Origin of the sequence: Agrobacterium sp. SORGH_AS 787 (assembly GCF_030819035.1) — a bacterium.
Lineage (GTDB): Bacteria > Pseudomonadota > Alphaproteobacteria > Rhizobiales > Rhizobiaceae > Agrobacterium > Agrobacterium larrymoorei_B.
This window is the reverse complement of record NZ_JAUTBG010000001.1, coordinates 1,689,560-1,702,010: the sequence shown is the minus strand read 5'-3', so window position 1 is coordinate 1,702,010 and position 12,451 is coordinate 1,689,560. Positions and strand designations below refer to the sequence as shown.

The 12,451-nt window shown below is 57.8% G+C and carries 10 protein-coding genes; 5 read left to right on the top strand and 5 right to left on the bottom strand.

Annotation, left to right across the window (positions count from 1 at the left end):
- Window positions 1-259 precede the first annotated feature (259 nt).
- The 3 genes from fba (at window position 260) to QE435_RS07480 (ending at window position 3,964) form a co-directional block, all read left to right on the top strand.
- Window positions 260-1,324 carry a class II fructose-bisphosphate aldolase gene (gene fba, locus QE435_RS07490; RefSeq protein WP_306928127.1) on the top strand — a complete coding sequence of 355 codons (1,065 nt, stop codon included), beginning with the start codon at window positions 260-262 and terminating at the stop codon, window positions 1,322-1,324.
- 186 nt (window positions 1,325-1,510) lie between these two features.
- The gene (locus QE435_RS07485) at window positions 1,511-2,170 is read left to right on the top strand and encodes a peroxiredoxin (RefSeq protein ID WP_306928130.1); all 660 of its coding nucleotides are present in this window, start codon (window positions 1,511-1,513) and stop codon (window positions 2,168-2,170) included.
- 165 nt (window positions 2,171-2,335) lie between these two features.
- Window positions 2,336-3,964: an ABC-F family ATP-binding cassette domain-containing protein gene (locus tag QE435_RS07480; RefSeq protein WP_349040812.1), complete on the top strand. Its 1,629-nt coding sequence runs from the start codon at window positions 2,336-2,338 to the stop codon at window positions 3,962-3,964.
- A 77-nt stretch (window positions 3,965-4,041) separates the two neighbouring features.
- On the opposite strand, the gene QE435_RS07475 is transcribed toward QE435_RS07480, so the two are convergent.
- Window positions 4,042-4,275 carry a DUF2171 domain-containing protein gene (locus QE435_RS07475; protein ID WP_349040811.1) on the bottom strand — a complete coding sequence of 78 codons (234 nt, stop codon included), beginning with the start codon at window positions 4,273-4,275 and terminating at the stop codon, window positions 4,042-4,044.
- 202 nt (window positions 4,276-4,477) lie between these two features.
- On the opposite strand from QE435_RS07475, the gene QE435_RS07470 reads away from it, so the two are divergent.
- Together QE435_RS07470 and QE435_RS07465 are read left to right on the top strand one after the other, a co-directional pair.
- Window positions 4,478-6,157, top strand: coding sequence for an FAD/NAD(P)-binding protein (locus QE435_RS07470; RefSeq protein WP_349040810.1), 1,680 nt, complete (start codon window positions 4,478-4,480; stop codon window positions 6,155-6,157).
- 52 nt (window positions 6,158-6,209) lie between these two features.
- Entirely contained in the window at window positions 6,210-6,950 is a 741-nt protein-coding gene (locus QE435_RS07465) for an MOSC domain-containing protein (RefSeq protein ID WP_349040809.1), read from the top strand.
- Window positions 6,951-6,968: 18 nt separating this feature from the next.
- Here the strand turns inward: QE435_RS07465 and QE435_RS07460 are convergent, their stop codons facing one another.
- From QE435_RS07460 to QE435_RS07445, 4 genes are all read right to left on the bottom strand, one after another.
- Complete coding sequence (locus QE435_RS07460; RefSeq protein ID WP_349040808.1) at window positions 6,969-8,210, bottom strand: glucoamylase family protein; 1,242 nt, start codon at window positions 8,208-8,210, stop codon at window positions 6,969-6,971.
- A gap of 106 nt (window positions 8,211-8,316) precedes the next feature.
- Window positions 8,317-9,375, bottom strand: a complete 1,059-nt coding sequence (locus tag QE435_RS07455; protein ID WP_349041153.1) for a lipocalin-like domain-containing protein — start codon at window positions 9,373-9,375, stop codon at window positions 8,317-8,319.
- Between the two features lies 1 nt (window position 9,376).
- The gene (locus QE435_RS07450) at window positions 9,377-11,785 is read right to left on the bottom strand and encodes an FtsX-like permease family protein (protein ID WP_349040807.1); all 2,409 of its coding nucleotides are present in this window, start codon (window positions 11,783-11,785) and stop codon (window positions 9,377-9,379) included.
- On the bottom strand, window positions 11,782-12,441 hold the full coding sequence (locus tag QE435_RS07445; RefSeq protein ID WP_349040806.1) for an ABC transporter ATP-binding protein: 660 nt from the start codon (window positions 12,439-12,441) through the stop codon (window positions 11,782-11,784). Before QE435_RS07445 ends, QE435_RS07450 begins: the two co-directional genes overlap by 4 nt.
- Window positions 12,442-12,451 lie beyond the last annotated feature (10 nt).

Below are 12,451 nucleotides of genomic sequence, written 5' to 3'. Positions count from 1 at the left end.
TTAATTTCTTTTGAATTGGTCCATTGAAAGAAATGATTCGACTCTCGCGTAAGTTGAAAAAGACAAGCGAGCCACCGGTTTGACGGACCATCCCAAAAAAAGATTCGATCCAAATCGTTTGAAAAACTCGTGCCGTTAAAAAGTGCTTGGCGAGTTATTCCCTTCAAGACAAGAGTGTTTTCCGTGATGAAAAATCGGTCACACACTCGGTTCAAATGGTCCCCGCAATCGACGGCGACCTCAATTAAGGGGAGAAACCTTGGCTCGAATTACGCTCCGCCAACTGCTCGATCACGCAGCTGAACACGATTATGGCGTGCCCGCCTTCAACATCAACAATATGGAACAGGCGCTGGCGATCATGGATGCTGCCAGCGAAACCAACGCACCCGTCATCATGCAGGCCTCGCGCGGCGCGCGTGCTTATGCGCATGACATCATGCTCAAGCACATGATGGACGCAGTAGTGGAAATCTATCCGGACATCCCTGTCTGCGTTCACCTCGACCATGGCAACGAGCCTGCCAACTGTATGACGGCCATTCAGGCCGGCTTCACTTCGGTCATGATGGACGGCTCGCTGAAGGCCGATGGCAAGACGCCTGGTGATTGGGATTACAATGTCGGTGTGACGCGCCAGGTTACCAATATGGCGCATTATGGCGGCATCTCGGTCGAAGGCGAACTCGGCGTTCTCGGCTCTCTCGAAACCGGCATGGGCGAGGCCGAAGACGGTCACGGTGCGGAAGGCGTTCTGTCGCACGACCAGCTCCTGACCGATCCGGACGAAGCGGTGAAATTCGTTCGCGAGACCAAGGTCGATGCGCTGGCCGTCGCCATGGGCACCAGCCACGGCGCCTATAAATTCACGCGCAAGCCCGACGGCAGCGTTCTGGCCATGAACGTCATTGAAGAAATCCATCGCAAGCTGCCGAACACGCATCTTGTCATGCATGGCTCTTCCACAGTGCCACAGGATCTGCAGGACATCATCAACGCCTATGGCGGTGCGATCAAGCCGACCTTCGGCGTTCCGATCGAAGAAATCCAGCGCGGCATCAAGAATGGCGTTCGCAAGATCAACATCGACACCGATTGCCGCATGGCGATCACCGGTCAGATCCGCAAGGTTCTTGTCGAAGAGCCTGCTGAATTCGATCTGCGCAAGTATCTCAAGCCTGCGCGCGAAGCCATGACCAAGCTCTGCAAGGAGCGTTTCGAGCTCTTCAATACCGCCGGTCAGGCAGCCAAGATCAAGCCGATCGCGCTGCGCGACATGGCAAAGCGTTATGCCTCTGGCTCGCTCGACCCGGTCATCTCGTAAGGATCTACTAATTGAGTGATGGCCGAATATATGGTTCGGCCATCACTCCCTATTGGGATAAATTTTGCGCCAATACTCCAACTTCAGACTTATTTTTCTTTGAAGCCGATCTGCGAGCATAAATCTGCGGCGACAAGAAGCCGGTTTCGGGCCACTATCCCGTCAACATGTGAATGGGAGCAGACAATGACATTGCGCATCAACCAAACCGCACCGGACTTTACCGCCGACACGACCCAGGGCCAGATCAGCTTTCATGACTGGATCGGCGATAGCTGGGCAGTTCTCTTCTCTCACCCGAAGAATTTTACACCCGTCTGCACCACCGAACTTGGCGCGATGGCAGGCCTTGATGGGGAATTCAAGAAGCGCAACGTCAAGGTGATCGGCATTTCCGTCGATCCGGTCGAAAGCCATGCGCAGTGGAAGCAGGACATCAAGACCGCCACCGGCTTTGAGGTCGAATATCCGCTGATCGGCGACAAGGAACTGAAGGTCGCCAAGCTCTACGACATGCTGCCGGAAGACGCGGGCAGCAGCTCCGAAGGGCGCACGCCGGCGGACAACGCCACCGTGCGCTCCGTCTATGTCATCGGCCCCGACAAGAAGATCAAGCTGATCCTCACCTACCCGATGACCACCGGCCGTAACTTCGATGAAATCCTGCGCACGATCGACTCCATTCAGTTGACGGCAAAGCATCAGGTAGCGACGCCTGCCAACTGGAAGCAGGGCGACGATGTCATCATCACCGCTGCCGTCTCCAATGAAGATGCTGTGAAGCGCTTCGGGTCCTTCGACACGGTGCTTCCTTATTTGCGCAAGACCAAGCAGCCCCAGGCATAACCAGCCTCCCAAGGCGAGAAGACGAAAAAGCGGTCATAAGGGCCGCTTTTTCTTTTAAGAGCGGCTTTGGCACCGTTCTTGGGGGTCCGTCATCATTCAACGGATGACACCGCAGGCGGGTCGTGGCATAGGGGCGCAACGTTTTGACAGTTTGGTCCGCTCCCCATGATCCGCATTGAAAATATCAGCAAGTCCGCCAGCCATCGCATTCTCTATATCGAGGCGTCCGCGGCGCTCAACCGCGGCGAAAAGGTCGGTCTCGTGGGACCGAACGGTGCCGGCAAGACCACGCTGTTTCGCATGATCACCGGCGAGGAACTGCCGGATGAGGGTCAAGTTGCGGCCGAAAAGAACATCACCATCGGCTACTTCAACCAGGATGTCGGAGAGATGTCTGGCCGCAGCGCGGTTGCGGAAGCCATGGAAGGCGCTGGCCCCGTCAGCGTCATTGCCGCTGAACTTCGCGAGCTCGAAGCTCGCATGGTCGATCCCGACCAATTGGACCAGATGGACGAGATCATCGAACGTTATGGCGAAGTGCAGGCGCGTTACGAAGAGCTTGATGGCTATTCGCTCGAGGGTCGCGCGCGCGAAGTGCTGGCGGGCCTGAGCTTCAGTCAGGAAATGATGGATGGCGACGTTGGCAAGCTTTCGGGTGGCTGGAAGATGCGCGTGGCACTTGCCCGCATCCTCTTGATGCGCCCTGACGTGATGCTTCTCGACGAACCGAGCAACCACCTTGATATCGAAAGCCTGATCTGGCTGGAAAACTTCCTGAAGACCTATGACGGCGCGTTGTTGATAACCTCTCACGACCGCGAGTTCATGAACCGCATCGTCAACAAGATCATCGAGATCGATGGCGGCTCGCTGACCACCTATTCCGGCGATTACGGCTTTTACGAGCAGCAGCGGGCGCAGAACGAAAAGCAGCAGCAGGCGCAATTCGAACGCCAGCAAGCGATGCTAGCCAAGGAACTGAAGTTCATCGAGCGCTTCAAGGCGCGTGCATCGCATGCCGCCCAGGTGCAAAGCCGGGTGAAGAAACTCGACAAGATCGAGCGCGTCGAGCCGCCACGTCGTCGCCAGTCTGTGGCGTTCGAATTCCTTCCTGCGCCACGTTCCGGCGAAGACGTGGTGTCGCTAAAGAAGGTCAAAAAGGCCTATGGCAGCCGCACCATTTATGACGGGCTGGACTTCATGATCTGCCGCAAGGAACGCTGGTGCCTCATGGGTGTCAACGGCGCTGGCAAATCCACGCTATTGAAACTGGTAACGGGCAGCACCGAGCCGGATGATGGCATCGTGACGATCGGCGCGAGCGTCAAGCTCGGCTATTTCGCCCAGCATTCCATGGATCTCCTGGACGGCGAAGCCACCATTCTGCAATGGCTGGAACAGCGCTTTCCAAAGGCCGGACAGGCACCGCTACGTGCGCTCAGCGGTTGCTTCGGCTTTACCGGCGATGATGTGGAGAAGAAGTGCCGCGTACTCTCGGGCGGCGAGAAAGCGCGACTGGTGATGGCCGCCATGCTGTTCGATCCGCCGAATTTCCTCGTCCTCGACGAGCCGACCAACCACCTCGATCTCGACACCAAGGAAATGCTGATCAAGGCGCTCTCGGAATATGAAGGCACGATGCTCTTCGTATCGCACGACCGCCATTTCCTAGGCGCCCTCTCCAACCGGGTTCTGGAGCTGACGCCGGATGGTATCCATCAATATGATGGCGGATACACCGAATATGTCGAAAGGACCGGGGTGGAAGCGCCGGGCCTGGAACGCGCCGCCTGATAGCGCTGCTGGCCTGAATGAAAGCGAAGAAAAATGCGGCTCAAAGGCCGCATTTTTCGTAATTGGGTATCACTCAATCAGTTGAGTGTTTCCCAGTTCTGTCGCACGTCCGATGCGGACTTGCTGAGGTGAACGTGGGAATCGACATGATCGACCCACTCCAGAGGGATGAGGTGATGCTTGCCGTCATCGGCGTCGTTCTTGGTGAGCTTGATGCGGCTCTGGCCTTCCAGATGGTCGACGGTGCCGACATGGCTTCCATCAGCGGATTTGACTTCCATATGCTCGCGAATGTTGTCTGCAGATACCATTGGTATTTCCTCCTGCTTTATCGTTGCTGACGCCAAGAAAATGAGCCGGGGGCCGTTTCGTTCCGACGAAAAAGACCGACTTGGCCGTCGAAGAAAAGGATCTCACCGTCCGTTACCGGACGCTTTGAGGAAAGATGGAACAACATCCTGATCCTGGTCTTTAATCTCGTCATCATTATCATCCGGACTAGGCGGGATCCTCGTGAAAAACAGAATATGCATTATTGGATCGGGTCCGACCGGCATCTACACGCTGAAAAACCTGATCGAGTCCGCCACTCCTCTCGACATCACCATTTATGAAGCGGAGAGCGAAGCCGGCAAAGGAACGCCCTATCTGCCGGGCATCAACGATCCTGTAATGCTCTGCAATATTCCGAGCATCGAAATTCCATTGATCGGCCAGACGTTGATGGACTGGTTGAAACAGCAGCCGGACGATTATCTCCAGCGCTTTGGTATCGTGAAAACCGAGATCAATGAGCGCCAGTTCTATCCGCGCGTGGTGCTGGGAGACTATTTGCATACGCAATTCCGGTTCCTCCTTGCCTTAGCAGAGGAGAGAGGGCACGTGGTTACGGTGAAGTCTGGCCATCGTGTTTCGGATATCATCGTCGGCCCGGGCGCCATTCAGGTAAAAACGGAACATGCCGACCAACTGGGAAGCGCCTTCGGCCATGTGGTGATGGCGACTGGTCATGATTGGCCTGAAACGACCGAGACGAAGCCCGGTTATTTCGTGTCGCCTTGGCCCGCTACCGCATTGGAAAAAATTCGCGGCGGTAGGCTTGGCATTCTCGGAACGTCGCTCAGTGCCATCGATGCACTGATGACCGTCTCGACGTCCAACGGCTCTTTCATCTACGACGAGGCTGGCGCACTGACCTACAAGCCTGCAAGCGACGCCAATGATTTTCACGCGACGCTCATGTCGCGAAAAGGACTACTGCCAGAGGCAGACTTCTATTTCCCAATCCCCTATGAAACACCGACCGTCTGCACGGAAGAAGCGGTCGATGCTCTGATTGCCAAAGGACCGACCGGTCTTCTGGATGCGACATTCGAACTCTTCCGTCAGGAACTCTCCCTGCGCGATCCGGACTACGCCATGCAGATCGGACTGTCGGATCTGGACGCCGATAACTTTGCCGACGCCTATTATGCGTACCGCTCCGGGACGGACCCCTTCGCTTGGGCAGCGCTCAATCTGGCCGAAGCGAAGAGCAATATGACCAAGGAGATCACGGTGCCGTGGCGCAACGCGATCATGATCACCCACGAAATCGTCGCCAGGATCGTGCCGCATCTGGACATGAAGGATTTCAAGCGGTTCGGAAAGTCTTTCAAAAGCATCTTCATCGATGAGTATGCGACGGTCCCGCATCTCTCCATCCAGCGTTTGCTGGCGCTTCGCAATGCTGGCGTGCTGTCCATCCAGAAACTCGGGAACGATTATGAGATCGCAACGACGCCGGGCCATCGGGGCGCGACTGTGACGATGGAGGATGCCACCCTTCAGTTCGATACCTTTATCGACGCGACGGGCCAAAGCGCGCACTCGGCCAAGGATATTCCTTTCCCAAGCCTTGTAAGCGGTGAGGTTGTTCGGGAGGCGCCGACCGTGCTGGAGCTTGGCGTGCTGTCCGATGGCAATGCACGCGAGATCGCGCATCTCGGGGGCATCGATGTGGATGAGGACTATCGCGTCATTTCCGGGGGCGGACTTCAAACAGCGCTCTATTGCGCAGCAATTCCCTATCTCCTGCACAAACATCCGTTTATACAGGGGATTACCAGTGCCGCTGAGATAGGAGAAGCCGTTGCAGGGTCGATCATCAAGGACTTGGCGAAAATTGACCTGCACGAGCGCCTTACGGCTTAAGAACGCTTCCCGTCAAAGGGATGCATTCTGATCAACCGTTGGAATTCGCAGCATGGATAAAGTCGGCCACATCCAGGAAATCTGGCGGTATCCCGTCAGTTCAACTGGAGGCGAGAGGTGTGAAACCGTCACCCTTCATGAACGAGGCATTGCCGGTGATCGGTGCTTTGGGCTTTTCGAGACCAACTCGGGCGCCATCGCCACTCCTGAAAAGGATGTTCGCTGGCGCCCTGCTCTCCTGCTTTCGAGCCGAATAGATGGTGCCGGGAAAACCTGGCTCCGGTTTCCCGATGGGAATGAGCTGCCCATCGATGACCATCATCTTCCAAGACGGCTGTCTTCACATTTCGGCTTCGCCGTCTCTATTGGCAAATATGCCGATACGGCGGAGGAGCTCGGACCGCGGCTTCCGGTCATCGGCAGGGCCTATCAGGCAAGCCCGCTTCACCTTCTCTCCTCGGCCTCCATCGAGCACATCGAAAACCGGTTAACCTCAGGCGAGGCGGATCGCAGACGCTTCAGACCGTCGATCCTTCTGGAAGCTTCGATAACAGATCCATTTCCCGAGGACGGCTGGATCGGCGCTATCCTGCACATCGGCAACATCCGTGCCATCGTGATTGAGAAGACCAAGCGCTGCGGCATGACGCTGATCGCGCAACCGGAACTGCCTGAGCAACCAGATGTTTTGAGAACGATCCTTCGAACAAACCATAGGTGTCTTGGCGTTTATTGCGACGTCGTCGAGACCGGTACACTGCGCGCCGGGGATGACGTTTTCATTGAAGGCTGACGACCAAAGTGGGGACCTTCACTTCAAGCGTTCAAAACCCAACCGATCCAGTCCGCGCTGTACTTCCGGCGCATGCATCAACAACCGCCAGAGGAGACCGGAGCGATGGTTCTCCATCATCGCGACAATCGGCCCCTGATTGGTTGCCAGATGCGTCTGCGCCGTCCAACCGGTTGTGGGTGAGAAGGAATCGACAAAGCCATATCGTCCTAGCAGCTTTCCATCTTCGTAAGACGCAAACATATCCAACGCCTCTTCCGCCTCATCCGGTAGATAAGCAAAACTTGAGAGCGCGGCTGTCGGCGCAATAATGCCGCCGTCCACCGTGGGCGAGAAGGCGCGATATCCTTTCGGCCCGTCACAGGCCGTCATGCCCCAAGGGGCTTGAGCGCCAAGCTGCCCCTTGCAATAATCATGGTTGATCCGGGCATGGGCCGTGACCTGCTCCGCATAATTGCAGTAGCGGTCTCGAAGGCCGAATGGGTCGAGGCCACAGAATGAATACTGAGACAGGAACAGCGGGCCACCGAAAGGCTCGCCAAGTGGCAACACCGTGCCAAGATAGGTATTCCCATTGACCATCTCGCCATGCCTTGCCCAACCGGCATGATAACTCTCCGGCTTGATGGCATGATGCTCTGCGCCGGCCGCAAGCACGTAAGCGAGCAGCGCTTCATTCCACCCGGTGATCGGCACATTGCGCGCCCAATGGTGCTTCGGGCTCCAATGCCAGTAGAGCGGCCCATCCTTCTTGCGTGTAAACCAAGACCATTCGACCCCTTCAATGATCTGATTTGCCGAAGCTCTGAAAGCCGTTTCCTCTGCCGTCTGTCCTGCGAAATACTCTCGGGCGCAGATGAGGCCCTGTAGAAACAGAGATGTTTCCACCAGATCGGCGCCATCATCCTTGCGACCGAAGGGGAGAATTGTCAGCGTCTGCGCATGGACGAAATGGAGTAGCGCGCCGTGAAACCGCTCCACAGATGAGAGCGACTTGAGAACTCGGACAGCACGCTCAAGAGCTTGACCGCGAGCTATCCAGCCCTGCTCGGCACCGACGAGGATCGCCATGAGACCGAAGCCTGTGCCCGATATCGAGACGATGTCGTTGATCGGCTTTCCGTCGGCGCTCATTCGGTCGAAGGGCAGGCCCGTATCGGGGTGAGCACCCGACCAGAAGTAGTCGAAGCTTGACCGATGGATATCGTCGAAAAGATTGACGGCGGGAAAGGCACTCGTCTCAGACGTCTCTATTCGCACTCTTGTCCGGCCATCGCCTTTGCGACAGCCGCCCCTGGCATCGAGATCATGGTATCAACTCACTTCCTCTGTATCGCAGAGACGATTCTGTGCATAGGCTTGCGTATCAATAGCCCGTCATCTCCAGATAACCCACACCATTGCTGCTGCCCTCAAAGGAAATTGGTCCTTCCCAGTAGGGCGTCGACGTCGCCATCCAAGCCTGCTCGTTGAGGGGACGTGTCGTAATATCGAGACCTTTCCCAGGGATCCTTACCCGCCATGCCACCGGGATGGAGCGGCCATTGACGTCAGCGCTTCGCAGAGGTTCGAGAATGACGTCATCGGACGAAAGCGGCGTCGTCTTGCCATCGGCAGATATCCAATTGGCGGACGTATACCCACCCTTGTTGTCCCGCAACCGGAAGGCCATGACCTTGTCGCCCGATGCCAGATGAAGCGAGAACCAGTCCCATCCGGTCTGATCGGCAGCGAGCGGCTGCGACGACCATTCCCTGTCGAGCCACGCACGCCCGCTGACTTTGACCGGCTGGCCGTTCAGTTCGACACTGCCCGTGACCTGATAGAAGGGCTGGGAATAATAGTAACTCGCCTGCCCTGCGAGCGACTTGACCGAAAAGCCACGATCTCCCTGCAGCGCAAGAGGTCCTTTGGCATCCAGTTGCAGTCGATAGGAGAATTCTTTACCGTTTGCCGTGAGCGTCAGATGATCCAAAGCATCGCCGGATCCCTCCGGACGGGCCGTCATCTGCCAATCGTCGATCCAGGCTTTGAAGGGGGAAACGTCAACGCCGGCTTGGCCCACGCCGCCCCGGCCCAATCGTTCGGCAACGAAATGCTTCTCCGCCGTGGTGACGGCCGCGTGACCGATCCAGATTTGGGAACTCGACCAGCCTTGCTTGTCGGTGGGCGCTAGGGCGGAGCGAAAGAGCGTCCACTGCGCCCCAAGAGCCCGCCCATCCTCCGTCGTCAGATTGGCGGTCGCGTACCACCACTCGATGCGATAGTCAGGGTGGGCTCCATGATCCCTGGGAAAACTCAAGCTCACGCCGCGCTGCGGAATGGCAAAGCCTTCTGCATCCGAGCCCAGCCCCGCAAAGCCTTGCGCCGATGCCGCCAGCGGCTGCGACAAAGTGAGGCATAAAAACAGGAGGCGCAGAAGCATTCTACCGCTCATTGGCAAACACCCTGAGAAGATCGGCTGGATCGATAGAGGCCAGGCGGCGCACGGGCAGAACGATGGAGAGGAGCGCTGCGATCAGCGCGATGACACCAAGTCGAAGCCACTCCAGCGGAAAGATCATCATCGGAAGCTTCCAGCCGAAAGCTTCGACATTGACGATCGCCAGCAGCACCCATGCCAGGGCAAGACCAACGGGAATGGCGAAAATGAAGGTGGTGAACCAGAGAGCCAGCGTTCGCCACACTTCGAAAAGCGCCAGATTGCGCCGCCTGATCCCCATGGCCCAGACAGGTGCGAGCTGGGGTAGTCGCGCGCCGGAAAGCGTGAGAAGGCTTGCGAACATGGCAAATCCCGCAACGCCGAGCGTCAAAATGTTGAGGGCCGCCGTCACCGTGAAAGTTTGCTCAAACACCGCCCGAGACTGCCGCTTGATCGCTGCCTGATCGACAATATTGCCTTCGGGCAAGCCGAGCTCCGTCACCATCTGCCTTTTCAGTTCAGTGGCACGCCCAGGCTCGACGCGGACACCATAGCGCAGCCTCGATGCCTGCGGATAATGCCTTGTCAAAGCATCGGCGCCAACCATAAGCTGGCCGCGCGGGTTGCCGTAATCGGAGTAAACGCCAACGATCCGCACTGTCCAACCGTCCGCCAAGTGCAGGGCTTCGCCGAGCTTCAAATTCTCTGCGCGCCAGAGCTGCTCATTGATGAGAGCACCGTCCCCGCTTGCGACAGCGTCCCAAGCGTCCGGCTCATGCGATAGCAGCGGCCAATGATCGCGATACGTCGCATGGTTGGCTACGCCTGATATCTGCACAGGCTTGCCCCTGACCTCGCCCTCCGCACTGAATATCGGCAGCACCGCATCAGCATGCTCCGGCAGCCATGCTCGGAGGCGAGCGGCCTCCTCATCATTTCTCGCTGTCACATAGAGCTCAGCCACCAGGCGCTGATCGAGCCAGCCGATGAAGGTCATCCGAAAGCTCGATACCATGGTCCCTACGCCGATATTAGCAGAGAGCGCCAGAAGCAGCGCCATCAGGGCAAGAGAGAGGCCGGGCAATTGCAGGCGGGTATCGGCCCAGAACCAGACGCTCAGCGCCGACTTCGCACGCCGTTGCGCCCCTGTCAGCGCCTTTGACAGAAAGGCGGGCAGAAGCAGCGCAGCACCCAAGAGCAAGGCGCCCAGCACGGCAAAGCCAGCGACAAGCCCTTTGCCAAGCAGGGCGACCAGCAGCGCGATGACAAGGAGACCAGCCCCGGCGACGGACTGAAAACGGAGCGCGCGAGCCGATGAAAGACCCCAGGCTTGCGGTTGCGAAGAGGCAAGCAGTGGCATGTGTCGCACCCGCCATAGACTTTGGATGGAAGACAGAAGCGTGCCGACAAGCGCCATACCCATTCCCGTTACCCACCATTCCGGGCGTAGTTGAAGGCTTCCAGGAACGGAGGCGCCGTAGAGACCGCGAAGCGTCGATGAGACACCCGGAAGCAACGCCGAGGCAATGAGGTAGCCCAACGCAACACCGATCATCCCCGCCAGCAGGGCAAGAACCATGATTTCCGCGAGCAATAGTGCGGTCAGCATGGGCAGCGAAACGCCAAGCCCGCGGATGGTACGAAAGCTGGCTCGTCTCTGTTCGAACGACAAGCCGGTGGCCGAGTAGACGATGAAGAGGCCGACAATGAAGGCGAGAAAGCCGAAGGCAGTCAGGTTGAGATGGAAGCTGTCGGTCAGTCGGGCCATATCAGCCCTGTCTTCCATCGGCTGGATATGAAGCTGTGGCGTGATTTTCTGCAAATCCGGTAAACCGCCACGCTGGCTCTGTGCCATCACGATGCGGCTCAGTCGCCCATTTCGTTCTAACAACCTGTCCGCAAGCCCGATATCGACGAAGGCAGCGTCATCCGGCACATCTGGTGATATCCTCAAAGGAATCTGCGTCTGGCCTTCAAGCCGCGCTGCAGTCGAGGGTGAGACGATCAACAGCCCCTTGTCTCTCATCCAGTCCATCAGATCGGATGAACGCGCAATTTTGACTGGGCCGCCCTCTCCCGTCATCGTCAGCGGATCGACACCGATCAGCCTGATCCGCACGGTGTTGAAGCGGTAATCCCCCTCGATCACCGGCGAGACATTCCATCCGGCCCGCCGCAGCGCCCCGAAGTTTTCCGACGCGATCAAGCCTCCGTCTTTGGCGATGAGGTGCGGAAGATTGCCTTGCTCAATGATCGAGGCTGAACGGGCGTAACTTGCCCTCGCCTCCGCATTGATGGCCTGAACGCCGGACCAGAGCGCAGTTGCCAGACCGATGCCGAGCACGAGTGTGACAAGCTGGAGCGGGCGGTAGCGCCAGTGCGACATCAGCGCGTGGAACACGGCCCAGATCATGCGACGATCTTTCCGCCGCGCAATACCACCTGCCGGTCGAGCTTGCTCGCCATGCGGCTTGAATGTGTCACCAGCAGCAATGCCGAGCCCGCACTTCGGCTCAGCGAGATCATCAAGTCGAGCACCACTTCGCTGGTTGTCTCATCCAGATTGCCGGTCGGCTCATCGGCCAGAACCAGCGCGGGGCGTGCCGCAAGCGTCCGGGCGATCGCCACGCGCTGTTGCTGACCGCCCGATAATTGCTCGGGATAGCGCTTGAGCAGGGCATCAAGCCCTAAGGTCTCCGCGAGTTCACTCACCCAAACTGAATCGTAGCGTCCGGCAAGCTTCGCGTGAAAGGCAATATTGTCTACCACGCTGAGCGAAGGAATGAGGTTGAACTGCTGAAACACAAGGCCGACCGTCTTTCGCCTGTAGCCGGCACGCCCAGCCTCATCCAGCGCGGTAATGTCCTCACCATTCACAATGATCGAACCGGCATCGGCCCGATCCAGCCCGCCTGCGAGATGAAGAAGTGTGCTCTTTCCGCTGCCCGATTCACCCGTCAGAGCCACGCTCTGCGCGGCATCCACCGACAGATCTATGCCCCGCAAAACGGTGATCGGCCCCTCAGCCGTCTGGTAGGATTTACTGACATTGGAGAGGGTTATAAGCATCGCTGGAAAC

What these genes read in the sequence shown, in the direction of transcription:
- QE435_RS07485 (WP_306928130.1), top strand. Translation starts at nt 1,511, where the DNA reads ATGACATTGCGCATCAACCAAACCGCACCGGACTTTACCGCCGACACG.
- QE435_RS07480 (WP_349040812.1), top strand. Translation starts at nt 2,336, where the DNA reads ATGATCCGCATTGAAAATATCAGCAAGTCCGCCAGCCATCGCATTCTC.
- QE435_RS07475 (WP_349040811.1), bottom strand. Translation starts at nt 4,275, where the DNA reads ATGGTATCTGCAGACAACATTCGCGAGCATATGGAAGTCAAATCCGCT.
- QE435_RS07465 (WP_349040809.1), top strand. Translation starts at nt 6,210, where the DNA reads ATGGATAAAGTCGGCCACATCCAGGAAATCTGGCGGTATCCCGTCAGT.
- QE435_RS07455 (WP_349041153.1), bottom strand. Translation starts at nt 9,375, where the DNA reads ATGCTTCTGCGCCTCCTGTTTTTATGCCTCACTTTGTCGCAGCCGCTG.
- QE435_RS07450 (WP_349040807.1), bottom strand. Translation starts at nt 11,785, where the DNA reads ATGATCTGGGCCGTGTTCCACGCGCTGATGTCGCACTGGCGCTACCGC.
- QE435_RS07445 (WP_349040806.1), bottom strand. Translation starts at nt 12,441, where the DNA reads ATGCTTATAACCCTCTCCAATGTCAGTAAATCCTACCAGACGGCTGAG.